Annotated in this window: 24 protein-coding genes; 6 read left to right on the plus strand and 18 right to left on the minus strand. The window is 62.4% G+C overall.

Annotated elements, in window-relative coordinates; genetic code table 11:
* Positions 1–117 precede the first annotated feature (117 nt).
* On the minus strand, positions 118–1,116 hold the full coding sequence (locus tag SINAR_RS0122965) for an alpha/beta fold hydrolase (RefSeq protein WP_028001257.1): 999 nt from the start codon (positions 1,114–1,116) through the stop codon (positions 118–120).
* Between the two features lie 181 nt (positions 1,117–1,297).
* Between SINAR_RS0122965 and SINAR_RS0122970 the strand changes: the two genes are divergently transcribed.
* On the plus strand, positions 1,298–1,750 hold the full coding sequence (locus tag SINAR_RS0122970) for a MarR family winged helix-turn-helix transcriptional regulator (protein ID WP_028001258.1): 453 nt from the start codon (positions 1,298–1,300) through the stop codon (positions 1,748–1,750).
* 106 nt (positions 1,751–1,856) lie between these two features.
* On the opposite strand, the gene SINAR_RS0122975 is transcribed toward SINAR_RS0122970, so the two are convergent.
* From SINAR_RS0122975 to SINAR_RS0123000, 6 genes are all read right to left on the minus strand, one after another.
* On the minus strand, positions 1,857–2,975 hold the full coding sequence (locus SINAR_RS0122975) for a branched-chain amino acid ABC transporter substrate-binding protein (RefSeq protein WP_028001259.1): 1,119 nt from the start codon (positions 2,973–2,975) through the stop codon (positions 1,857–1,859).
* A gap of 114 nt (positions 2,976–3,089) precedes the next feature.
* Positions 3,090–3,434: a DUF6867 family protein gene (locus tag SINAR_RS0122980; RefSeq protein WP_028001260.1), complete on the minus strand. Its 345-nt coding sequence runs from the start codon at positions 3,432–3,434 to the stop codon at positions 3,090–3,092.
* Between the two features lie 25 nt (positions 3,435–3,459).
* Positions 3,460–4,185, minus strand: a complete 726-nt coding sequence (locus tag SINAR_RS0122985; RefSeq protein ID WP_028001261.1) for an ABC transporter ATP-binding protein — start codon at positions 4,183–4,185, stop codon at positions 3,460–3,462.
* A complete protein-coding gene (locus SINAR_RS0122990) occupies positions 4,182–5,069 on the minus strand; it encodes an ABC transporter ATP-binding protein (protein ID WP_028001262.1) in 888 nt (295 codons plus the stop codon). Before SINAR_RS0122990 ends, SINAR_RS0122985 begins: the two co-directional genes overlap by 4 nt.
* A complete protein-coding gene (gene livM / locus SINAR_RS0122995; protein WP_028001263.1) occupies positions 5,069–6,454 on the minus strand; it encodes a high-affinity branched-chain amino acid ABC transporter permease LivM in 1,386 nt (461 codons plus the stop codon). The genes SINAR_RS0122990 and livM overlap by 1 nt, the downstream gene beginning before the upstream one ends.
* 4 nt (positions 6,455–6,458) lie before the next feature.
* On the minus strand, positions 6,459–7,361 hold the full coding sequence (locus SINAR_RS0123000; RefSeq protein ID WP_028001264.1) for a branched-chain amino acid ABC transporter permease: 903 nt from the start codon (positions 7,359–7,361) through the stop codon (positions 6,459–6,461).
* A 434-nt stretch (positions 7,362–7,795) separates the two neighbouring features.
* Here SINAR_RS0123000 and cysQ point away from each other — a divergent pair, with 434 nt between their 5' ends.
* Positions 7,796–8,572 (plus strand): 3'(2'),5'-bisphosphate nucleotidase CysQ, encoded by a 777-nt coding sequence (gene cysQ, locus SINAR_RS0123005; RefSeq protein WP_028001265.1) that lies wholly within the window; start codon positions 7,796–7,798, stop codon positions 8,570–8,572.
* Between the two features lie 13 nt (positions 8,573–8,585).
* On the opposite strand, the gene SINAR_RS0123010 is transcribed toward cysQ, so the two are convergent.
* Together SINAR_RS0123010 and SINAR_RS0123015 are read right to left on the minus strand one after the other, a co-directional pair.
* Positions 8,586–8,972, minus strand: coding sequence for a response regulator (locus SINAR_RS0123010; protein ID WP_028001266.1), 387 nt, complete (start codon positions 8,970–8,972; stop codon positions 8,586–8,588).
* A 122-nt stretch (positions 8,973–9,094) separates the two neighbouring features.
* Positions 9,095–9,847, minus strand: a complete 753-nt coding sequence (locus tag SINAR_RS0123015; RefSeq protein ID WP_028001267.1) for a Crp/Fnr family transcriptional regulator — start codon at positions 9,845–9,847, stop codon at positions 9,095–9,097.
* Between the two features lie 259 nt (positions 9,848–10,106).
* Here SINAR_RS0123015 and SINAR_RS0123020 point away from each other — a divergent pair, with 259 nt between their 5' ends.
* Both SINAR_RS0123020 and SINAR_RS0123025 read left to right on the plus strand, forming a co-directional pair.
* The gene (locus tag SINAR_RS0123020; protein ID WP_028001268.1) at positions 10,107–10,982 is read left to right on the plus strand and encodes an SDR family NAD(P)-dependent oxidoreductase; all 876 of its coding nucleotides are present in this window, start codon (positions 10,107–10,109) and stop codon (positions 10,980–10,982) included.
* Entirely contained in the window at positions 10,979–12,535 is a 1,557-nt protein-coding gene (locus tag SINAR_RS0123025) for a VOC family protein (RefSeq protein WP_028001269.1), read from the plus strand. Before SINAR_RS0123020 ends, SINAR_RS0123025 begins: the two co-directional genes overlap by 4 nt.
* A gap of 115 nt (positions 12,536–12,650) precedes the next feature.
* Here SINAR_RS0123025 and SINAR_RS0123030 read toward each other — a convergent pair whose 3' ends face one another.
* The 8 genes from SINAR_RS0123030 to speB form a co-directional block, all read right to left on the minus strand.
* A complete protein-coding gene (locus tag SINAR_RS0123030) occupies positions 12,651–13,202 on the minus strand; it encodes an NADPH-dependent FMN reductase (protein WP_028001270.1) in 552 nt (183 codons plus the stop codon).
* A 134-nt stretch (positions 13,203–13,336) separates the two neighbouring features.
* On the minus strand, positions 13,337–14,290 hold the full coding sequence (locus SINAR_RS0123035; protein WP_028001271.1) for a ring-cleaving dioxygenase: 954 nt from the start codon (positions 14,288–14,290) through the stop codon (positions 13,337–13,339).
* A 159-nt stretch (positions 14,291–14,449) separates the two neighbouring features.
* Positions 14,450–15,229: a carbon-nitrogen hydrolase family protein gene (locus SINAR_RS0123040; protein WP_028001272.1), complete on the minus strand. Its 780-nt coding sequence runs from the start codon at positions 15,227–15,229 to the stop codon at positions 14,450–14,452.
* Positions 15,226–16,026: an ABC transporter permease gene (locus SINAR_RS0123045; protein ID WP_028001273.1), complete on the minus strand. Its 801-nt coding sequence runs from the start codon at positions 16,024–16,026 to the stop codon at positions 15,226–15,228. Before SINAR_RS0123045 ends, SINAR_RS0123040 begins: the two co-directional genes overlap by 4 nt.
* Positions 16,023–16,877, minus strand: coding sequence for an ABC transporter permease (locus tag SINAR_RS0123050; RefSeq protein ID WP_028001274.1), 855 nt, complete (start codon positions 16,875–16,877; stop codon positions 16,023–16,025). The genes SINAR_RS0123045 and SINAR_RS0123050 overlap by 4 nt, the downstream gene beginning before the upstream one ends.
* Complete coding sequence (locus tag SINAR_RS0123055) at positions 16,874–17,911, minus strand: ABC transporter ATP-binding protein (protein ID WP_028001275.1); 1,038 nt, start codon at positions 17,909–17,911, stop codon at positions 16,874–16,876. The genes SINAR_RS0123050 and SINAR_RS0123055 overlap by 4 nt, the downstream gene beginning before the upstream one ends.
* Before the next feature lie 127 nt (positions 17,912–18,038).
* Positions 18,039–19,118: an ABC transporter substrate-binding protein gene (locus SINAR_RS0123060; protein ID WP_028001276.1), complete on the minus strand. Its 1,080-nt coding sequence runs from the start codon at positions 19,116–19,118 to the stop codon at positions 18,039–18,041.
* 170 nt (positions 19,119–19,288) lie between these two features.
* Positions 19,289–20,347 (minus strand): agmatinase, encoded by a 1,059-nt coding sequence (gene speB, locus SINAR_RS0123065; protein WP_028001277.1) that lies wholly within the window; start codon positions 20,345–20,347, stop codon positions 19,289–19,291.
* Between the two features lie 215 nt (positions 20,348–20,562).
* Here speB and SINAR_RS0123070 point away from each other — a divergent pair, with 215 nt between their 5' ends.
* Together SINAR_RS0123070 and SINAR_RS0123075 are read left to right on the plus strand one after the other, a co-directional pair.
* Entirely contained in the window at positions 20,563–21,579 is a 1,017-nt protein-coding gene (locus tag SINAR_RS0123070) for a LysR substrate-binding domain-containing protein (protein ID WP_028001278.1), read from the plus strand.
* A gap of 104 nt (positions 21,580–21,683) precedes the next feature.
* Positions 21,684–22,862, plus strand: a complete 1,179-nt coding sequence (locus SINAR_RS0123075; RefSeq protein ID WP_028001279.1) for an aminotransferase — start codon at positions 21,684–21,686, stop codon at positions 22,860–22,862.
* Between the two features lie 5 nt (positions 22,863–22,867).
* Here SINAR_RS0123075 and SINAR_RS0123080 read toward each other — a convergent pair whose 3' ends face one another.
* Entirely contained in the window at positions 22,868–23,758 is an 891-nt protein-coding gene (locus tag SINAR_RS0123080) for a DMT family transporter (protein WP_033057848.1), read from the minus strand.
* Between the last annotated feature and the right edge of the window lie 101 nt (positions 23,759–23,859).

The following is a 23,859-nucleotide window of genomic DNA, read 5'->3' on the forward strand; positions in this document are numbered from 1 at the left end:
CTCCCGGAATCCTTCCGGATAGCGCTTGAAGTCGAGCCGATGGGGAGCCGGTCGGATGCAAGAAGGGCACCCGACGGTGCCCTTCTTGGCTGCTTTGGCTGCAGCGATCTCTGTGGCTCAGGACCTTGCGAAGTCGAGCAAGTCCTTGTTGAGCTGGTCCTTGTGGGTGTCCGTGATACCATGCGGAGCACCGGGATAGACCTTCAGCTCGGCCTGGGGGATCAGCTTCTTGGAGGCACGCGCGGCAGCATCGATCGGCACGACCTGGTCATCGTCACCGTGGATGATGAGCGTCGGCACGTCGAATTTCCTCAAGTCATCCGTGAAATCCGTCTGCGAGAAGGCGACGATGGAGTCATAGGTGTTCTTGTGGCCCGCCGTCATACCCTGCAGCCAGAAACTGTCGATCATGCCCTGCGAGGGTGTCGCGCCGGGCCGGTTGAAACCGAAGAACGGGCCCGAAGCGATGTCCTTGTAAAGCTGCGAGCGGTCGGCGAGGCTGGCGGCCTGCAGGCCATCGAACACCTCCTTCGGCAGTCCCCCGGGGTTGCTGTCGCTCTTGACCATCAAGGGCGGCACTGCCGAGATTAGTCCTGCCTTGGCGACGCGGCTCGTGCCGTGGCGTCCGATATAGCGGGCGATTTCGCCGCCCCCGGTCGAAAAGCCCGCCAGGAAGATATCCTTGAGGTCCAGCGTTTCGATCAGATCCGCGAGATCGTCGGCATAATGGTCCATGTCGTTGCCGTCCCAGGGCTGGCTCGAGCGGCCGTGGCCGCGGCGATCATGGGTGACGACCCGAAAGCCGTTATTGGCGAGGTGAAAGGCCTGCGCCTCCCAGCTATCCGACGAGAGCGGCCAGCCATGACTGAGGATGACCACCGGCCCTTCCTTCGGGCCCCAGTCCTTGTAGTAGATCTCGACGCCGTCCCGCGTAATGATCCTGCTGCCGCCCGGCCTCGGGCTCGCTGCAGCAGCGGATACTTCGGTACCGGTGGCTGCTGCGGCCGGGCTGATGGCCGAGAAAGCGGCAGCGGCACTGGCGGCAGCGATCGCACCGGCCAGCATTTCTCTGCGGGAGACGTCGTTCGCGATTGTCTTTGCTTTAGCCTTGGGCATTGGAAATGCTCCGTTTCGTTGAAAACCGAATGAAACTCACGATCCACTGCGCTCGCATGATTTCTATATGACGCGATTAGATCGCGCACGATATTTATCGCGATATTCATCGGCTGTCAATGCCTTGCGATTATATCGCGAGCGATTTATTTTATAGGGAACGACAACCGGGACCGAAGCCATGGCGAAGGCAGACCTCTCCTCCTCCGAGGAACTCTTGAAGCTCGACAACTTCCTGTGCTTTGCGATCTATTCCGCAAACCACGCCTTCACGCGTGTCTACAAGCCGCTCCTCGACGAGCTCGACCTGACCTATCCGCAATACCTCGTGATGGTGGCTCTTTGGGAAAAGGACGACCAGACCGTCGGCAGTCTGGGCGAGAAGCTCTTCCTCGAGTCAAGCACCCTCACCCCCATGCTGAAGCGGCTGGAAGCCATGGGCTACGTTTTGCGAACCCGCGATAAGGCCGATGAGCGGCAAGTGCGCGTGCAACTGACCGCGACAGGGCGAGCCCTGAGGGAAAAAGCAGGCCGCGTTCCGATCGGCATTGCCGATGCGACGGGTATGGAGCCGGCAGAGGTCGCCCGGCTGAAACAGGAGATCGCGGCTCTCCGGGCGTCGCTGCTGCGATAGAGTGCATTATCGACAAAAGGCGTCGGCTCTCGAATGGACTCGCCGATTCCAAACAGCAGAAGGCCCGGCGCTTGCGCCGGGCCTTCCAGAGTGCCTGTGAAAAGAACTATTCGTTCTGGAAGTAGCTGAACTTGCCGTCGTCGCCCTTTTTCCAGGTGTACATGACGTAGTCCGGGCGGGTGATATCGCCTTTTTCGTCAAAGCCGAGCTCGCCGATTGCCGTCTTGAACGGCCCCTTGGCCTTGATGGCTTCGGCGACCGCCTGCGGGTCGGAATTTCCGGCAGCCTTGGCGCCTTCTGCGATCACCTGAAGGGCCGCATAAGCATAGAGCGTGTAGGCTTCGGGCTCGAAGCCGGAGGCACGGAACTTCTCGACGAGGTCCTTGGCGGCCGGGCTCTTGCGCGGGTCCGGCGCGAAGGTCATCAGCGTCCCGTCGACTGCGTCGCCCGCGATCGAGGCCAGCTCATTCGAGACGATGCCGTCGCCCGACATCATCGTCGCCTTCAAACCCTGGTCCTTCATCTGACGCATGATCAGGCCGGCTTCCGTGTGCAGACCGCCGTAATAGACGATCGAAACGCCAGCCTGCTTCATCTTGGCGATAAGTGCGGAGAAGTCCTTGTCGCCGGTGTTGATGCCTTCATAAAGAGCCTCGGTGGCCCCGGCTTCGTTCATCGCCTTCTTGGTCTCGTCGGCAAGGCCCTGGCCATAGGGTGTCTTGTCGTGAATGACAGCGACTTTCGCGTCTTTGAAGTTGGCGGCGATATAGGCGCCCGCAACGGCACCCTGCTGGTCGTCGCGGCCGCAGGTGCGGAAGGTGTTCCAAAGGCCCCGTTCGGTGAACTGCGGGTTGGTCGAGGCCGGAGTGACCTGCAGGATGCCGTTTTCGGCATAGATTTCCGATGCGGGAATCGAAACGCCCGAGTTGAAGTGACCGACAACGAACTTCACGCCGTCGGCGACGAACTTCTGGGCGACGGAAACACCCTGCTTGGGATCCGAAACGTCGTCGCCAAGTACGACCCTGATCTGTTCCCCATTGATGCCGCCTGCAGCATTGATGTCCTCGGCTGCCTGTTCTGCACCTTTCTGGAGCTGCGCGCCGAATGCGGCGTTCGGACCAGTCAAGGGGCCACCGACGCCGACCAGGATGTCAGCCCATGCAGTACCGCTGAAGGCAAGCATTGCTGTCAGCGCAACGGCCGACAGAAGAGACTTTCTCATCTTGTTACTCCCAATTATTCGAGCGGGTCTCGTTTCATAAGCCTGCGCAATGCCCACTATAATTGCGCCGGTGTTATTTCGCACCGGCCGCGGGGACCGGCACGCGCTGTTCCCTTATTTTGCCCTCCAGGAGAAAGGCGAGGTTTTTTCATAAAGCCAATAGTACATGCTGGCCATTTGCTTGGTCCGATAGTAGCGGAAACCGGCTGTAGCAAACAACAAAAGCACGAGCGTGTCCACGATATAGTATTGCAGGGTGAACATCGTTCCGTTGAAGAGCGCATGATGGATGAAGCGAATGGCCCAGCCCAGCAGCGCGACATAAAGCACAAGCCGCGGGACGCCACCCCAGCTTTCCGCGACGCTCTTGCCGGTCCGCCACGCGGTCCAGCCGCCGAGAACACAGGTGATGAACAAAAACTGCCAGACTGACACTTCTTCGTAGAGAATTCCCTGCATCTCACTCAACTCCAGACGCGGCGGATCAATGGCGGCCGCCTTCGAGGTAGGCCGCGCGGACCTCCGGATTGGCCAGGAGGTCCTTGCCCGACCCGCTCATCGTCACACGGCCGTTGACCATTACATAGCCTCGATCGGAGAGCTTGAGCGCTCCGAAGGCATTCTGTTCGACGAGGAACACGGTGAGGCCCTCGTTCTTATTGAGCACCTTGATCGCTTCGAAGATGCCTTTGACGATCAGCGGCGCCAGCCCGAGCGACGGCTCGTCGAGCAGCAGCAGCTTCGGACGGGCCATCAGCGCACGGCCGATCGACAACATCTGCTGCTCGCCCCCCGAAAGCGTGCCCCCGCGCTGCGCCTGCCGCTCTTTGAGCCGCGGAAAAAGCGCGAAAACCTTTTCCACGTCCTCCTTGAAGTGCTTCAGATTGTCGAGGCTCGCGCCCATCTGGAGGTTTTCGAGGACGGTCATTCGCGGGAAAATCCGACGCCCCTCGGGCGACTGGGCGATCCTGAGGCGCGCGATCTCATGGGTCGGCAGGCGCGTTATGTCCTGGCCGTCGAAATGGACCGAGCCGGTGCGCGCCTGCGGGCTGCCGCAGATGGTCATCATGAGCGTCGATTTCCCGGCGCCGTTGGCGCCGATCAGCGCGACTATCTCCCCGCGATGGACCTCCATGTCGACGCCGTTCAGCGCCCGGATATTGCCGTAATAGGTCTCGACGCTTCTTACATGCAGCAGGGGCGCAGTCATTGTCTGGCCCCCCCATGCTCGCCTTCGATTTCCTCGATCTCTTCGATCACCTCTTCAACCTCTTCATCCTCGACACCCAGATAGGCCGCGATGACCTTCGGATCGTTTTTCACGAAATCCGGGTTGCCGTCGGAAATCTTCTGACCGTATTCGAGCACCACGACGTGATCGGATATTTCCATGACGACGGACATGTCGTGCTCGATCAACAGGATCGACGTGCCGGTATCGCGGCGAATCTCCTGCAGCAATTCGTTGAGGGCGAGCGACTCGCGCGGGTTGAGGCCCGCCGCGGGCTCGTCCAGGCAGAGAAGCTCCGGTCCGGTGCACATGGCCCGGGCGATCTCGAGACGCCGCTGAGCACCATAGGGAAGGTCCCCGGCCGGATCGTCGGCCCGCTCGATCAGCGATGCCTTGTCGAGCCAGTGCCTGGCGAGTTCGATGGATTCCCTGGATGCCTCCCGATAGGCCGGGAAACCTAGCAGGCCGAGGATGGTATAGCCGGACGCCCGCATCAGCTTGTTGTGCTGCGCGACCAGCAGGTTTTCGAGAACCGTCAGACCCGAGAACATGCGGATGTTCTGGAAGGTTCGCGCCACTTTGGCCTTTTTCGTGATCTCGAAATCCGGCAGGCGTTCCAGAAGGAATTCGTTGCCCGACTTCTGCCGCATGGTGATCATGCCCATCGTCGGCTTGTAGAAGCCGGTGATGCAGTTGAAGACGGTGGTCTTCCCCGCTCCGTTCGGACCGATCAGCGCCGTGATCTCACCGCGCTCCGCCTCGAAGGAGAAGTCGTTGATGGCCATGAGACCGCCGAAGCGCATCGACAGGTGGTCGACCTTGAGGATGGGGTCTTTTGTCATTGTGTCGGTTCCGAACGCCATCAGCCGTGCCCTTCTTTGGTGAAGCTGCCGGAGACTGCCCTGCGTTCGCGCAGAAAGGCGGTCGGCTCGCGTGATCCGACGAAGCCGCGCGGCTTCCATACCATGACGGTGACCATGGCGAGGCCGAAGATCAGCATGCGATAGAGTTCCGGCGTGAAGGTCGGTCCGAAGATCATCTTGAGGAAGGTCAGTTCACGCAGAATTTCCGTGCCGCCGATCATGACGACGGCGGCAATGGCGATACCCGTCAGCGAGCCCATGCCGCCGAGAACCACGATGGCGAGAATAACGGCGGATTCCAGGAAGATGAAGGATTCCGGCGAGACGAAGCCCTGACGCACGGCGAAGAACGAACCGGCAAAGCCGCCGAACATCGCACCCGTCGCAAATGCCGTCAGCTTGGTCGTGACGGTGTTGATGCCGAGGGAACGGCAGGCGATCTCGTCCTCCCGCAACGCCTCCCAGGCGCGGCCGACCGGCATCCGGCGTAGCCGGATCGTGACGAAGGCGGTCAGCAGGGCGAGACCGAGGATCAGATAGAACAGGAAGATCTTGTAATAGGCCGACGACATCGGCAGGCCCATCATGGCCGCGAAACCGTCCTTCGTGGCATCGAACTTGATGCCGAAGAGCGTCGCCTTGGCGATGCCGGAGACGCCGAACGTACCCTTGGTGACCTCGGTCCAGTTGATCAGCACGAGGCGGATGATCTCGCCGAAAGCAAGCGTCACGATCGCAAGATAATCGCCCCTGAGGCGCAGCACCGGGAAGCCGAGGACGACGCCCCAGCAGGCGGCGAGAAGGCCGGCAACCGGCAGCAGCACCCAGAAGGACAAGCCGAAATAGCTGGAGAGCAACGCGTAGGAGTAGGCGCCGACGGCATAGAAGGCCACATAGCCGAGATCAAGCAGCCCGGCGAGGCCGACGACGATGTTCAGACCCCATGCGAGCATCACGTAGATCAGGATCTGAATGCCGAAATTGTCGACCCACTTCAGCGATCCCTGGACCCCGACGAGCGCAACGATCACCGGTGGGTATATCAGCAGCAGGACGACCGCGATCTTCGCCCAGTTGCGGCCGAAGAAGGTCTCCTCCTTCACCACATCGGCCGCGGTCGCCTTCGCCGCCTTGCGCTGAGCAAGCCGCGGCTGGACATAGGCGACCATGAGGAAGCGGCCGGTCATGGCCACGGCCACGAAAATCGCGAGCAGTCCCCAGCGCTGCGTGAGAATAAGTTCGTTGCGGATGTTCTGGTCGGTCTTGAGGCCGACGAAAAGCACGAACATTCCGAGCGTGATGAGACCCGCAAAGACAGCCTCGCGGAGCGCCCGCGCCGTCAGCTCGCTGCCGGCGCTTGCGGTAGTGGATGCGATATTTGCCATGGAATTATACCTTCTCGACTTCCGGTCGTCCGAGAATACCCGACGGCTTGAAGATCAGGACAATCGCGAGAATCGAGAAGGTCGCGACATCCTTGTAGTCGATGGTGAAATAGGCGGACCACAGCGACTCGATGAGACCTATCAGCAGGCCGCCGAGCACGGCGCCGGGCAGCGAGCCTATCCCACCGAGAACGGCGGCGGTAAACGCCTTGACCCCCGGAGCGAAACCGTCGGTGAACACGACCACGCCATAATACATAAGGTACAGCGTCCCGGCGACGGCGGCGAGTGCGGCACCCATGATGAAGGTGACCGAAATCGTGCGGTCGACATCGACGCCGAGCAATGCCGCCATCTTGCGGTCCTGCTCGGTGGCACGCTGAGCGCGCCCGAGCGGGGTTCGGTTGACGACATACCAGAAGACCGACAGCAGGATTGCCGTGATGACGACGATGATGATCTGCTTCAGCGAGACTGCTATGCCGAACAGATCATAGACCGAGGAGACCAGCGGCGGGATCGGCTTGTTTCGCGGACCCTGCGTAACCTGGATGAAGTTCGACAGAACGATCGACATGCCGATCGCCGTGATCAGCGGCGCCAGACGGAAGGAACCGCGAAGCGGGCGATAGGCCACGCGCTCGATGGTCCAGTTCCAAAGCGCAGCCGTCAGCATACCGACGACCATCATAATCAAAAGCGCCAGTACAACTGGTACGCCGGCGATGAATGTTGTGAGAATCAAGAAGACAATCAATGCGGCAAAGCCGCCAAGCATGAAAATGTCGCCATGGGCGAAGTTGATCATGCCGATGATGCCGTAGACCATGGTATAACCGATCGCGATCATACCGTAAATAGACCCAAGCGTCAGCCCGTTGACGAGCTGCTGGACGAAATACTCCATCAATCTTCCCCTGGACCGGATCCTGACGGTCCGATCTCTTGTTTTTTAATACTCGTTTTCGAGCATGCACTAAGCCCGATTTCATACCGCTTTCAAATGAAAATGAAAGCTAAAAAATGCGACATCGCCAAATTGTTTCGCGAAAAAATCGATTTGATGCTTTCGGAGCCTGAAAAATGAAAAATTCATCAGCGTTCGCTCGCGAAATAGCCAACTTCGGCAACAAAGGCCGGAAAACGGCAATAAAGCGAAACGCATTACTAGAGCGTGAAGCGAATTCGCCCCGCATGCGAATTCGCGCCGCATTTCCGGCACGGCCCGGTTCGCCGCCCCCGCTGCGGCAAATAAACGTGCCGCGATTCGAAGTGCTACAGTGGCCGCTGCGCGTCTGATAAGAAGCGAAGCGAATCGCCGCTGCCGCAGAACGGGAAGCAATGCTGGACATACTGGAAACATCGGCGCTCGCCGCCGGACAAGCCATCCTGGAGATTTACCGTGCCGGCCCCGCCGTCACCTACAAGGCAGACGCTTCGCCGGTGACCGATGCAGACCATCGTGCCGAACGGATCATCCTCGCGGGTCTGACGGCCGCCTTTCCGGATATACCGGTCGTCGCGGAGGAAGAGGTCGCCGCAGGCTACGTTCCCGATATCGCCGGAAAGCGTTTCTTCCTCGTCGATCCGTTGGACGGCACGAAGGAATTCGTCGAGCGCAACGACCATTTCACCGTCAATATCGGGCTCATCGAAAACGGCACACCAGTCGCCGGCGTCGTCTATGCGCCGGCTCTCGGCCTCATCTATTCTGCAGCGGAGGGCAAGGCGAAGAAGGCGTCGGTGGAGGATGGACAGGTTGCAGGGCAATGGGCCGCTATCGGCTGCCGCCGCTGCGGCGATCGGCCGATGGCGCTGACCAGCCGCTGGCACAACAGTCCCGAGACCATATCCTTTCTCTCCGATCAGGGCATCAGCGATCATGAGGCCGTAGGCTCGTCGCTGAAGTTCTGCCTGCTGGCGGAAGGTGTCGCCGACATCTATCCGCGCTTCAGCCGGACGATGGAGTGGGACACGGCGGCGGGGGACGCAATCCTGAGGGCTGCAGGCGGGGAAACTCTGACCATGGCGGGCATTGCGCTTGCCTATGGCAAACGCAATCAATCCGACGACTGCGATTTCGCCAATCCCTGGTTCATCTCGCGCGGCAGGGCGTGACCCGCAGCCGCGATCACGTGTCTCTTGAAAGGACAGCCGTGGCGATAAGGCTGCTGAGCGTTCCTTCGCTGAAGGGCTTGTCGATTCTCGGAACATCGCGAAGATGGCTCGGCAGCGCCAACAGGTCCCCATAGCCGCTGGTGAATCCGAAGCTGATACCCCGTGCGATCAGCGCATCGGCAACGGCAAAGCTCGTGTCGTCCCCCAGATTGATGTCGAGAATTGCGAAATCGAATCTATGTTCCGCTACGAGTTCCATCGCCTTTGCCTTGCTCGTGGCGACGCGAACGCTCGTCACCCCGAGGGACACGAGCATCTCCTCCATGTCCAGCGCGATCAGGAAATTATCTTCCAGGACGAGGACTGACTGGATGGCCGGCGGAACCTGACTGACTTGCATTATATCTGCACCTCGGTCTCCAGATTTTCCGAGACCTCAAGAAGCGGCTAATAGAACACCCCGGATGCCCGCCGCATTTAAAAAAGACATGTTGTACGTAATTTGGCGCACAAACATTCGCATCAAATCAGCGGCCGCTTCGGCTCGCTCAGACCATCCCATCCCGCGAGCGCCAGCAAACCATGGATGTCATGGACCTCGCAGCCCTTCTCGGCCCAGCGCAGAAGCCCCCTGGCCGCCAGTTTCTTCAGCGTTTTGTTGGTGTGGACGATCGAGAGGCCAAGCGTGTCGGCAATATGTTGCTGCGTAACGGGAATGACGCTCCAGCCGCTTCCGAACAGTTCCAATGACGCAGCTCTCTGGTAGAGAAAGGCGATGAGGTAGGCCGCCCGCTCCAGAGCCGAGCGGCGGCCGATACTCAGAAGGTTCTCATCCAGCATGCGCTCCTCGCGCGCCGCGATCCAGGTCAGGTCATAGGCGAGATCGGGGTGCCCCCTGTAAAGGTCTGCGAGCCTGTCGCGCTGGAAGACGCAGAGCGCGACTGGCGAAAGCGCCTCGATCGAGTGCTGCATCTCGCCCATGAGGGTGCCTTGCAGCCCGACGATATCGCCGGGCATCACGTAGTTCAGGATCTGCCGTCGACCATCATCGAGCATCTTGTAGCGAAAGCCCCATCCGGAAAGGACAGTGAAGAGGTGTTCGCTTTGTTCCCCTTCTGCGAGTATGGTTGCGCTCGCACCGAAGACGAGTTCGCCGATCTTGAAGTGGGAGACGAATGCGAGTTCCTCGTCCTTGAAGCGACGGAACAGTGAAAGCGGGCGCAAGGGACAGTCTTTGCAGGGCGTGCCTTTGGTGAACTTTCCTTCGGTTATCATGAAGTATCTCGAGGCCCGGCAGACCGGAGCGGATGGGGCAGACTTGACAGAGTAGCATGGCACCAAAGAACGACAAGACCGAAGACGAAAGCTGGCGAACGCCGCATCGCCTCATGGACTTGCCTCCGCCCAGACCCTATGTCTGCCTTTATCCGCCGCTGGCGCGGGATGAGGAACGACGGGCGCGGTTTCCGCCCGCATCCCGCGCGTGGTGTGACCCGGCCCGAACTCATCAACGTGACCAGCAGGATCGAAGCCCATGTTGTCCTACTCCGCTATCGCCAAAAACAACGTCGCCGTCGTAACCGGCGCCGCCTCCGGCATCGGCCTCGCATCGGCACGGCGCTTCGCCAGCGTGGGAATGAGGGTCGTGCTCGCGGACCTTGGCGGTGAGAAGCTGCAGGCAGCGGCCGCCGAGGTGGCTGAGGCGGCTCCAGGCGGCTCCGGCGATGTCGCCGCGATCGAGACCGATGTGTCGCGGGCGGACGACCTTGTGGCCCTGGCGCGCGCGACACGCGAGCGCTTCGGACACGTGCATGTGTTGATGAACAATGCCGGCGTCCAGCCGGGCAGTTCCATTTTCGGGCCGCTCGAAAATTGGGAAGCGGTGATCGGCGTCAATCTGTGGGGCGTCATCAACGGCTCGCGCATTTTTGCTCCGGCCATGATTGCCCATGGCGAGCCGGCGCTCATCATCAACACGGGTTCGAAGCAGGGTATCACCACGCCGCCTGGAGATCCCGCCTACAACCTGTCGAAGGCGGGCGTGAAGGTCTTCACCGAGGCCCTGCAGCACGAGCTGCGCAATACCGAGGACTGCAAGGTCAATGCGCATCTCCTGATCCCCGGTTTCGTCTACACGTCCCTCACCGCGCAAGGGCGCACGGAAAAACCGGCCGGCGCCTGGACGCCGGAGCAGACCGTGGATTTCATGATGGCGAGCCTTGCTCGCGGCGAATTCTATATTCTTTGCCCCGACAACGAGGTTGCCCGGCCGACGGATGAAAAGCGCATCCTGTGGGCAGCGGGGGATATCGTCGAGAACCGTCCGCCGCTCTCACGCTGGCATCCGGACTACGGCGAAGTCTTCCAGTCGTTCCTCGCCGGGACCGCCGCAGGGAGGATCAAATCGTGACCAGCGGCATTCATCACATCACCCTGATCGCCCGCAAGGTGCAGGCCAATGTCGACTTCTATGTCGGCTTCCTGGGGCTGCATCTGGTGAAGCGGACCGGCGGCTACGAGGATCCCAATCAGTTGCATCTATTCTATGGCGACGCCTCGGGGTCGCCGGGGTCGCTCGTGAGTTTCCTGGTCTGGGAGGACGGCTCTCCGGGCCGGGTCGGTCACGGCCAGCCGAGCGAGATCGCCTTCGCCATTCCACCTGAGAGCATCGGCTACTGGATGACGCGAGCGCTACAGTTCAATATCGATGCAGCGGGCCCTTCGCAGGAATTCGGCGAGCCGGTCCTTCGCCTGAAAGATCCGGACGGCGTCATCGTCAAGCTGGTAGGAACGAACGCGCTTGCGGAGCCCGCGCCCTGGGCCAACAGGGACATTCCCGAAACGGACTCCATCCGCCGCTTACGCGGCGCAACGGTGCTCACCGAAAAACCCAAAGAGACGGCCCATTTCCTGCAAAACCACTTCGGCTACGCGGAGATGGGAGCGACGGAGAGCATCCGCCGCCTCACCTCCTCGTCCGGGGACGTGATCGACATACGCGATGCCGGCGGCTTCTGGAGTGCCGCCCCCGGGACCGGCACGATCGACCACATCGCCTTCCGGGCACCGGATGAGGCAACCGTGCTTGCCGTCAGAGCCGATCTCGAGCAGGAGCACGCCGGCGCAACCAACGCGCACGACCGGAAATATTTCTTCTCGCTCTATGTGCGCGAGCCGGGCGGCACGCTCTGCGAGCTTGCGACCGACGGTCCCGGCTTTGCCGTCGACGAAGCTCCGGATGCCCTCGGCACAACGCTGTTCCTGCCGCCGCACCTGTCGAGCGACCCGACGGCGACGCTGGTCAGGCTGCCGCAATTCGCGCTGCCCGGCGAGCCGAGAGTGCCGCAGCGCGATCTGCCATTCGTCCATCGGTTCTACCGCCCCGACAAGGCGAACGACCGCACCTTCGTGCTGCTGCACGGCAGCGGCGGCAACGAAATCGATATGCTGCCCTTCGGCCATCAACTCGATCCTCATGCGACTCTCCTGGGCGTACGCGGCCGCAGCACCGAAGAAGGCTTCCCGCGCTGGTTCCGGCGCTTCTCGATGACGAAATTCGACCAGCAGGACATCCGCTCGGAAGCGGAAGCCTTCGCCGCCTTCGCCGAGGGCGCGCGCGAGGGCTACGGGCTCGACCTGGAGAAGACAGTGTTCATCGGCTACTCCAACGGCGCGAACCTGCTCGCCGCCGTGCTGCTCCTCCACCCCGGCATCATCAGAAACGCCGTGATGATGCGCGCGATGGCGGCGCTCGAAAGTGCGCCGGAACCGGACCTTGCCGGCACCAGAGTGCTGATGCTCACCGGCAAGGACGATCCCTACGGTAAGCACGCACCGGAACTGAAGGCGACACTTAGAGGCAGCGGGGCAGATTTCGAGGAAATCGACATCGACATCGGCCACGGGATCGGGGTCGAAGATATCGCCGTGATCCGGCCCTGGCTGGCCGAGTCCGGGTTATAGGCCGTCGCGCCGAAGAGGATCGGCTTGGGTGGATTGCCCCTCATCCCCGCGCGCAGCGCGAGGGGACTGAGGTGGATGAGGGGTCGACACACGGCGCGGTTCCGATCGCCATACATCAGCCAGCGACGTGGTCGGCGAAGGCCTGGACGAAACCGCGCAACCTTTCCCGGGTCTGCTCGTCCTTCAGCCGCCCTTCCTCGTCGAAAAGCGTGTCGGCTTTCGGCACCATCAGCCGCTTGCCCGACCAGATCTCGGCTCCCAGCGTCCGCATCACTGAAAGCCAGGCGTTTTGGCTGAGAATGGTCCCGAAGCTTCCGGAAGAAGCGCCGGCAAGCGCGAAGGGCCGGCCGCCGAAGACCTTCCTGATGTCGGCTGGCGGGCGGCTCATCCAGTCGATCGCGTTCTTGAAAACCCCGGGGACCGAATTGTTGTATTCCGGCGTGAAGAGGATGACGCCGTCCGCCGCGATAATCTTCTGCTTCAGCGCCTCCGCAGCGGCTGGAACGCCACTTTCGGCCTCCACGTCTCCGTCGTATAGGGGGATGCCATGCAATGTCGCAGTCTCGAATTCCACCCCATCCGGCGCCACCGTTCCTGCGGCTTTAAGCAATGCGGTATTAAAGGACGCCTTTCGCAGACTGCCCGATATGCCGAGAAGCTTGGTCATGAACAACGGTTTCCTTCCTCTGGCGCGATTCCGCACAAACCCCGCATCAGCCAAAAACTAGCGGGCTTGCGGCAAAAGGAAAGCCGGAATCGCTCGCTGCTCACCATGCCTCGGCTCAATGAAAGCGGCAGCCGTTACGCCAGAGGTTTGAGTTTTGCCTCGATCTGCGCCCGCTTCGGTTCCAGGAAAGGCGGCAGCGACAGGCTCTCGCCGAGCGTATCCATAGGCTCGTCTACGGCAAAGCCGGGACCGTCGGTCGCGATCTCGAAAAGGACCCCGTTCGGCTCGCGGAAGTAGAGCGATCGGAAGTAGAAGCGCTCGACCTCGCCGCTCGACGGCAGTCGGAACTCGCCGAGCCGTTCCGTCCACCGATGCAGCGTTTCGACATCCGGCACCCGGAAGGCGACGTGGTGGACGGCGCCCGCCCCCTGACGCGCAGCCGGCAGATCGGGCTGGACCGCCACATGCAGTTCGGCCGCCGGTCCGCCCTCTCCCATCGAAAAGACATGCACCTCGCCGATGCCATCGGGCGATGGATAGCTGCGCAGTTCCGCCATGTTCATGACATGCGTCAGCACGAGGGCGGTGTCGCTGATACCCGGCACGCTGATGGTGATCGGCCCAAGGCCTTTGATCTGATGCTCGGCCGGAACCGGACTCTTCGCCCACGGGTGCGAGGGCGCCAGTCCGCCGTCGTCGACGAGCCGGAAGCGCTGGCCCTCGCCGTCCTCGAAATCGAGAGAGATGCGGCCGTCGATCTCGGCGACCTCGCCGGAAGCGACCTTCAACTCATCGAAGCGGCGCTTCCACCACCTCACGGTCTCGGCGCTGCCGACCCGAAGTCCGGTCCGCGAAATACTGTGCGTCCCGCGCCCTTCGGGCCCGACCGGCCAGTCGAAGAAGGTCAGGTCCGTGCCTGGCGTCGCCTGCCCGTCGGCATAGAAGAGGTGATAGGCCGTGGTGTCGTCCTGGTTGACGGTCTTCTTAACCAGGCGCAGGCCCAGCGTCCCCGTGTAGAAGCGCAGGTTCTCCGGCGCATTGGCGGTTATCGCCGTCAGATGGTGGATACCAGTCAGGTGCAAGCTCATGATTGCCTCCTAGTCGCTATGCTACAGCGTCAATCGCGTCAGACGCGCTGCGCTGCGGAGCGGGCATTTCGGTTGAGCACAATATCGATCCGGCCGGGCGTTTCCGAAAGAGGGCACGATGCGAACGGATTGTTCTCTGACTGTAAACGGTCCTGCAGATCAGTCGCGTTTCAAGTCGATGAGATAGGTATTCTCCGCCCGGGAAATGGCAAATGCCTGCGGGTCGATTTCGGCGAAGATCAGGGTTTCATCAGCGGAACCGGCCCTCGCCATGACCTGGCCGTCCGGCGACGCGATGAGCGACAGTCCAGCAAAGGAAAACATATCGTCCGAACCGCAATGATTGGCGTAGGCGACGAAGAGCTGATTCTCGAAGGCCCGCGTCCGGATCATATGATCGGTGATGAAAGTCCCGGACCAGCCGGCCGGAAGGGCGGTCGGCACCAGCACCGCCTCGGCACCCGCAAGCGCCAGCCGACGGACATTTTCGGGAAATTCGACATCGTAGCAGATCAGCATGCCGCAAGTGACGCCACGGTGTTTGAAGAGGCGCGTCGACGGCTGCCCCGGCGTGAAGAGCGAGCGCTCGTAATCGCCGTAGAGATGCGACTTCCGATAGACGACCGGGCTGGCATCGCCGTCGACGTGGACGGCGCTGTTGTAGACGGCTTCCGCCCCCTGCTCTGCAAATCCCGCAACGATAGCGATGCCTGCTTGCCGCGAGATGCGCCCAAGTTCCCGAACGATCGGTCCATCCGCCGGCTCCGCCAGCTGGCGGATTGCTCCCCCTGCGCCGTAGCCGGTGATCGCGAGTTCGGGCGCGACAAGCAGGCTCGCGCCGTTGCCGGAAGCCGCGATCGCCGCCCGCTCGATGCGAGCGAGATTGGCGGCGGCATCGCCGCCAATGCACTTCATCTGCAGGGCAGCGAGCTTCATCACTTTCCGTCCGATGACATGGCGCCGAGCAGCTTCGGGAGGTCTCCGAAGCGTGCGACGAGGCTGAAGATGACCGCGGCGGTCGCGACGAAGAGGATCGTCACGGAGGCCATGGTCGGCGTATAGCCGTAGCGAAGCGCGTTGAAGATCTTGATCGGCAGAGTCTCCATCGTGAAGCCGACGGTCATGTAGGCGACGATGTATTCGTTGAGCGAAAGCACGAAGGCGAAGGCATAGCCCGAAACGATATAGGGCAGGATCAGCGGCAGAACGACGGTGCGGAAGACCGTCCGGTCGTCCGCGCCCATCGTCGAGGCCGCCTCGACCAGCGATCGGTCGATCGAGGTGAAGCCGAGCGACAGAGTCACCAGCGGCAGCGTCACGAAGAAGATCGCGTGGCTGACGACGGCGGTCCAGGGCTGGCCGTAGAAACCGACGGTCGCCCAGAAGGTGAGCAGGCCGAGCGCCGTAATGACCGGCGGCAGCGTGAAGGGCGCGACCCCCAGAAGCTGGAAGATGTTCGCCCATGGCGCGATGCGCCGCCACAGGAACCAGGCGAGCGGCAGCGCGATCGCGACGGCAAGTGCGGCCGAAAGAAGCGCCAGCGTCACCGAGGCAACGAGTGCGCTGCGCCACTCCGGGTTCAGAAAGATCTCCCCGTACCAGGATGTCGAGAAGCCCTGTGGCGGAAAGGCGAGCGTCTGCTTCTCGTTCACCGACACACCGGCGACGACGATCAGCGGCAAAGCGAGAAACAGCCCGATCAGAAAGAAGTAGGCCCTGCGGAAAACCGACGTCATGCCGCTTCTCCCTTCCGGCCTGCTATGACCGTGAGCGCCACCAGTCCAAGGGTCACCAGGACGAGGAAGACCGCCATCGCCGCGGCGAAGGGCATATTGGACTGGTAGATCGCCTGGTCGGTGATGAGAACCGAAAGCGTCCAGTGCTGCGGCCGGCCGAGCAGTTGCGGCAGGAGATAGGAGCCGAGCGCGAAGATGAAGACCATGATCAGCGTGGCTGTGATCGTGTTGCGGAGCGCCGGAACGACGACGGTGAAGAAGGCCCTGAGCGGCGATGCGCCGAGCGTGCGCGCGGCTTCCGTCAGCGTCGGGTCGAGGCGCACGAGCGCGGGGAAAAGCACGAGCACGGTATAGGGAAAGGCCTGATAGACCATACCGGTCAGCACCGCCGAGAAGCTCGGCGTGAGCGCCTTCGCCTCGCCCATCAGCCCGAGCGCCACGAGGATGTTGGTGATGCCGGCCGTGCGCGAAAAAAGGGTGGACCAGGCAAAACCGATAATGACTTCCGAAAGTGAGAGCACGGAGAGCAGCGCGACGAGCCAGACGACCTGGACCCGGCGCGCCATGCGCGTGAGCAGGTAGGTGAACGGCAGCGCCAATACCACGCAGCACAGGGCGACGGCGATCGCCAGCATCAGCGAAAATCCGAGCACGCCGCCGAAGAAGGCCGACAGGAAGCGTGCATAATTGTCATAGACGAAGGCCGGCGTATAGAAGCCGCCCTGCTGACGCTGAAAGAAGCTGACTGCGATCATCGTGCCGAAGGGCACGACGAAGAAGATCGTCAGCATCCCCGCGGGAAAGAGAATCGGCAGATAGTCGCCGAGGGTCTGGGGCGGTTCGCGTCTCATCTGGCGAGCACCACGCAGACATCGGGTGTGAGAGCGACGCCGACCTGTTGCCCGACCGTCACCTGCGGTCGGGCCCGCGGCGTCGAAACGGCAACGATCTGCCGGCCGGCGACATCGACGAATGTCTCGATCGTGCCGCCGAGATCGCGCACGAAGGTCACCGTGCCGGAAAGCGCTCCAGCACCTGGCGCAGTCAGGTGCACGTCTTCCGGGCGGATCGAAAGCGTCGCCTTCGTCGCACCGGCCGGCAACTGCAGTCCCGCCACCGGCTGACCGAGTACCGTCACGCGGTTCAGGGTATCCGCCTCGGCTTCGATGAGATTTGTCTGGCCGATGAAGTCGGCGACGAAGCTGTCGGCCGGCCGCCGGTAGATCTCGATCGGCGAGGCAGCCTGCCGGATCTCGCCGCCGTTCATGACCACGACCGTATCGGCCATGGTCATCGCCTCGCGCTGATCGTGGGTGACGACGATCGTGGTGATGCCGAGCTTCTGCTGCAACTGCCTGAGCTCGACCTGCATGGCCTCGCGCAGCTTGGCATCGAGCGCCGACAAGGGTTCGTCGAGCAGGAAGAGCTTCGGCGAAATCGCCAGCGCCCGGGCTATCGCCACACGCTGGCGCTGGCCGCCGGACAACTTCGAGACCGGCCGGTCGGCAAAGCCCGTCAGGTGGATCATCGAAAGCAGTTCCTCGACCCGTTTCCTCTGGTCCTCCTTCGGCACGCCGCGGATGCGCAGGGGATAGGCGATGTTTTCGCCGACCGTCAGATGGGGGAACAGCGCGAGCGACTGGAACACCATGCCGAGGTTGCGCCTGTGCGTCGGAACCCGCGTGATGTCCTCGTTATCGAGGCGGATCGCGCCCGAGGTCGGCAGATCCAGCCCGGCGATCATGCGCAGGAGCGTGGTCTTGCCGCAACCCGATGGCCCGAGCATGCAGACGAAGGTGCCGTGCGGCACCATTAGGTCGACGTCGTTGACGGCCCTGAAGGATCCGAATTCCTTGACGACGTTCTGAAGAGCAAGTCCCGGCATGTGTTTCCTGTCCTGTACAGCGTCGCGCGTCTTCTCAGACGCGCAAAGGAGCTGTAGCACTTTTGAAGCCCGTGCGGCGAGTTCGACGCTCCGCCCCGAGATTTCTCAGGGCGGAGTACGCTAGACGTCAGCCGACGATCAGCTCCGTCCACTTCTGGTTCAGCCAATCCGACTTCGTCTGGTAGAGGTCGTAGCGCGGGATGATCGGCTCGATATCCGAGGAGACGGCGGAGAATTCCGTGTCCGTCAGATCGGTGGACTCGCGCTTGACCGTCGGCGAGGTGCCGACCTTGCGCGAGAGCGTCGCCTGGATCGCGGGCTGGCACATGTAATCGATGAAGATATGCGCTTCCTCGACCTTCTGCGAGGCGCGCGAAAGCGCCCAGCAGCCGGAATCCTGGATGCCGCCCTCCTTGGGGAAGGTGGAACGGACCGGATGACCATCCGCCGCAGCGAGCCCGGTCACGTCGTGATAATATTGCCCCATCGGGATTTCGCCCGACTTCAGCGCCTGTTCGAACTGCGCCTCGTCGCGGTACCAGAGACGGACGTTCGGCTTCACTTCGGCGAGTTTCTCGAAGGCCTTGAGAACCCCCTCTTCCGTGTCGAGCGCGTCGGTGCCGCCCATGAAGGTCTTGGCGGTCACCTCGAGCAGGAAGGAGTTGGAGACCAGCGCCAGAAGGCCGAGCTTGTCGGCGTTCGCCGGATCCCAGAACGCCTGCCACGAGGTCGGCGCCTCCTTGTAGACGTCGGTGTTGGTCACCAGCGTGATGTACCAGGAGACGGCGCCGACGCCGGCGATGCGGCCGTCCGGATATTTGTTGACGAAGCGGTCGAGCAGGTTCGAGCCGTTCTTGATCTTCGCCATATCGATCTGCGTCCAGAGGTCGGTCGCCTGCCCCTTGAGCATCGCCACCTGCGACATCATGGAAACGTCGGCGGGGGCCTGGCCGGCGCGGGCGGCCTGTTCGAGCTGGACGAGCCACGCCTCGCCGGTTGGCTCGGCGATGGACTCAATTGCGATGCCCGTTGCCTTGGTGAATTCGGGGAAGATGTTCTTGTCGAAGGAGTCCTTGAAGTAGCCGCCATAGACGCCGACCTTCAGCGATCTGTCCTGCGCCCTCAGCACTGCCGGCATCGCCAGCATCGACGCGCCGGCAAGCCCCGCACCCAGCAGCGTGCGGCGCCTGATGGAATTGATATTCATCGCATGTCTCCTTGTTTCATGGCGGCGCTTCGCCGCGTTCCCTTGTTCTAGTTGATTCCCTGCGCCTTTTGGTCCCCGCTGCATTTTCAGCGTAAGAACGATCTGGCGTAGATTAGCGTGATCCGCTCGTGCTCGCCATTTACATCGATGCCGGACCGTTCATCCGCGCATCAGCCCTTCCCGGCAACGGCCGGGCTGAAGACCATCAGGCTCAGTATCTCGAAGAGCACCTGGGCCCCGGCATGGGCCGTATTGGTGGTCGCGTCGTATTGCGGCGCAACCTCGACGACATCGCCGCCGACGAGATTCACGCCCTTCAGTCCGCGGATCAGCTCCAGAACCTCTCGGGTCGTCAGGCCTCCGACTTCCGGCGTGCCGGTGCCCGGCGCAAAGCTCGGGTCCAGGCTGTCGATATCGAAAGAGAGATAGGTCGGGCCGTCGCCGACGATCCTCTTCGCTTTTTCGATGATCGCCGGGATGCCCAATCCGGTGACCTCCTCCGCGTGAATCACGGTCATGCCGGACTCGTAGGAGAACTCCCACAGATATTCCGCCGAGCCGCGGATGCCGATCTGGATGACGCGGGTCGGATCGAGCACGCCGTCGAGAACGGCGTTGCGGAACGGGCCGCCGTGGTGGAACTTGGTCAGGTCGAAGGCGCCGCCGGTATCGCAGTGCGCATCGATATGGATCATGCCGACGGGCTGCTTCTTGCCCACGACCTTGAGGATCGGATGCGTGATCGAATGATCCCCGCCGACGGAGAGCGGCACGACGCCCGCATCGACGATCTGGTTGATCCGCTTCTCGATGTCCTCGTGGCTGATTTCGAGCCGGTAGCGGCTGCGGAAGGGAACGTCGCCGATATCGGCGACCCTGAGATCATGCACCGGGGCGCAGCCGAGCAAGTGGTTGTAGGGGCCGATCCGCTCGATCGCTCGCAGCGCCCGTGGTCCGAAACGAGAACCTGGGCGGTTGGTGACGCCGAGATCCATGGGGACGCCGATCATCGCCACCTGAAGATTGCCGAAATCCGGGTCATCGGCATCGACCGGCAGATGGGGTGCGGTCAGGAATGTCGGAATGCCGGAATAGGGCGCCAGTCGCGTGCCGCTCTTGGTGAAAATCTTGTCCGCTACCTTGCGGAAGGTCGGATCGAAGAGTTCGCCGCCATGGCTCTCGCCATATTTCGCCTTCAATTCGTTGAGCTTCTGTTCATCCCAAGCCATGCGCCGGACCTCCGTATGGTTCAGCCGAGGCTGGCACATGATGCACTGCAAGCCGCAGCTTGCGTGTTGCCGATCTGAAGCGGCGCGATCAGGTTCCCCGGCTTTTGCCTTTGTTGCGCATATTAGGAGACAATTCTTCTGGAAAATCAATTGACATTGTTATAGCGTTTGCTGTGAGAAAAACTCACACATACACCTCCCTCCGGAGCCCCTTCTTGTCGAGCCGCCTGCCTCCGCTGAACCCGCTGCGCGCCTTCGAGGCAACCGCCCGGCGCGGCTCCGTTTCCGCTGCGGCGCGTGAGCTGAACGTCACCCACGGCGCAGTCAGCCATCAGATCCGCGCGCTCGAACTCTCGTTCAACGCGCCCCTGTTCGAGCGCGGCGGCAAGCGGCTGCGGCTGACGCCGCAGGGCGCGCTGCTCTTGCCAGCCGTCACGCATGCCTTCGCCGAGATCGCTGCGGCAACGGCGGCGATGACGCGACCCGCGACGAGCGGAGAACTCACCGTCACTTGCGTCCCGGCATTGCTTTCCTTCTGGATGATCCCGCGCCTGCATCTCTTCACCGAGCAGTTCCCCGACGTCCAGCTGCGGCTGATCGCCTCCAATGACCAGGCGAACCTCGATTCCCCGGACGTCGACGTCTGCCTGCTCTATGGCGACGGCAACTGGCAGGACTGCTGGTCGAGACTTTGGAGCCGGCTCGAGCTTTTCCCGGTCGTCAGCCCGACGCTCCTCAACATGCGGCCGCTACGCTCCATCCGGGATATCCGCGATCACGTGATGCTGCACGGCGACGACGGCCGCGAGTGGAACACCTGGCTTGCCGCAGCCGACGCGATCGATCTTCAGCGCGGCCGCCAGCATTTCATGAGCGATGCGCGGCTTTCCACCGAGGCGGCCCTCCACAACCAGGGCGTCGCGCTCGGCGATACGATCACCGCCGGAAGCCTGATCGCCCGCGGCGAGCTGATCGCCCCCTTTGACCTGACGGTTCCGGCCAACGACGCTTTCTTCGTCGCCTGCCGCAACGAGGTTCGCGCCGCTCCGATCGTCCGCGTTTTCATCGACTGGTTGTTTGCCGCCCTTGAGAGCGACCCGATGCCGGAGTTGCAGATGTCCGCCCGCACGATCATCCGCAGCCGCATTTCGAAGCCTGAGGATTTTCAACCCGTCTCCTCGCCAAACAGCCGGCGCGCCGAACGGCCGCGGAAGCGCGGGGTAAAGTCGTAGTGCACGTCGCCCGAGCTGCAGCGGATTTGGGATGACGACATGCACAAAACCATTTATCGGGCGGGAGCCTTCGCCTGTCTCTTTCCAACAACAGGAAATCCGTCATGCCGCATTTCAATCCCCTCATCGAAAAGCTCTCGCCTCCGCCGATACCCTCGGTGCTCGCATGGGCGAAGGCCTATGACGGGACAAAAGGCCCACTGATCGATCTCTCCCAGGCCGTGCCCGGCTATCCCGCTCATCCCGACATGCTGAAGTGGCTCGGCGCAGCCGCGGCGTCGACGGCCTTCACGGGCTACGGAGCGATCGAGGGTGAAGCGGAACTGCGCACGGCCTATGCCGATCATGTGGCGTCGCTCTATGGCGCGGCGGTCGCCGCCGACAACATCCACATCACCTCGGGCTGCAACCAGGCCTTCATCTGTGCCGCAATGGCCGTTGCCGGCGCGGGCGATACGGTGCTGATGACCAATCCCTATTACTTCAACCAGGAGACCACGCTGGAGATGCTGGGGATCAATGTCGAGCTTGCGCCGCTCGACGCAGGCGCCGGCTTCCTGCCCGAGGTCGAAACCATCGCCTCGGCTTTGCGGCCGGGCATCCGCGCACTCGCGCTCGTTTCGCCCAACAATCCGACCGGTGCGGTCTACCCTCCCGAACTGCTGCAGCGCATCTATGAGCTTTGCCGCGCGAACGGAACCTGGCTCATCCTGGACGAAACCTACCGCGACTTCCTGCCGGACGCAGCCGCCGCGCCGCACGGCCTGCTGCAAAATCAGGGCTGGCAGGACAGCTTCATCAGCCTCTACAGCTTCTCGAAATCCTTCTGCATTCCGGGCCATCGCCTGGGCGCGATCACCGCCGGGCGGCAGGTGGTCGAGCAGATCGCCAAGATCATGGACAATCTTCAGATCTGCGCCCCGCGTGCCCCCCAGTCGGCCGTAGCGAGGGCTATCCCCGCGCTCGCCGACTGGCGGCTTGCCAATCGCGCCGAAATCGCCGCCCGCGCCGAGGCGCTGAAAACGATCATGACCCGCCTGCGGCAATGGAAGCTGCAGGCCGTCGGCGCCTATTTCGCCTATATCCGCCATCCCTTCCCCGATATCGAGTCGCAATTCGTCGCCGAGAAGCTCGCGAAGCTCGCCGGCGTCCTTTGCTTACCGGGCGAGTATTTCGGCGAGGGTCAGGAAAACTACCTGCGCTTCGCCTTCGCCAATGCGGACGTGGCAACGATCCTGAAGCTCGAAGAGCGGCTTGCGGGTTTTGCGCTGCCGGGTATCTGAGTGCTTCAGCCGCGCCGCGCGATCAGGATGCCGGTCAGCACGATCGCGCCGCCGATCGCCTGCATCAGCCCCACCGGTTCGCTCAGCAGGATCCAGGCGAGTACGGCCGCGACGACCGGCTGCAGGAGCAGCGTCAGCGAGGAAAAGGCCGGCGGCAGATAGGCGAGCGCATAGGTGATCGCAACCTGCCCTCCGGCATGGCTGACAAAGGCAAGACCGAAGAGCATGGCCCAGCCGAAGCCGCTCGGGGGAAAGAGCGACTGCTCCGTCAGGAGCGCCATCGGCAGCATGCACAGGGCCGCCGATGCGGTGCTCCAGATCATGATTCGGTTGGTGCTGAAACGGCTGCGAAGGCGTCCGATGGCGAGAATGTAGCCCGCATAGAACATGGCTGCCACGACGGCGATACCGTCGCCGGCGAGATCACCGCCGTCGAGGGCCGCAGGGCCGCCTTTCAGGACGACGACGCCGGCGACCGCCGTGGCGAGGCCCGCGACGAAGATGCCGCTGACTGCGGAGCGGAACAGAAGCCAGCCCGCCAGGGTCACGAAGACCGGCGCCAGATTGGCGAGCAGCGTCGCATTGGCGACCGAGGTCATGGTGAGGGAGAGGTGCCAGGCCCCGAGATCGATCGCCAGGAACAGTCCCGGGAGGACAAGAGCGACGTAGTCGGCCAAGCGCTCGGGAGGCCTGTCGGCCGCCGATCCGTTGCGCAGCTGCGACCAGGCGACGAGCGGAATCAGCGCCAGAGCCACCCGCCAGAAAGCCGTCGCCATCGGCCCGACTTCCGAGAGCCGCACGAAGATCGGCGATCCGCCGATGGCGGCACCGCCTATGATCAGCGCGGCCATGGCGAGCCGGTTATGAGAAGAGGCGGAACTGGCTGCTTGGGTCACGGCGATGCCCGATAGATGGAAAGCGCACGGCAGAATCGCCGGCGCGGCAAGCGAGCTATCAGAAGCGCGCCGCGAACGACAGCCGGATTCGCCAGATAGGC

Origin of the sequence: Sinorhizobium arboris LMG 14919 (assembly GCF_000427465.1) — a bacterium.
Lineage (GTDB): Bacteria > Pseudomonadota > Alphaproteobacteria > Rhizobiales > Rhizobiaceae > Sinorhizobium > Sinorhizobium arboris.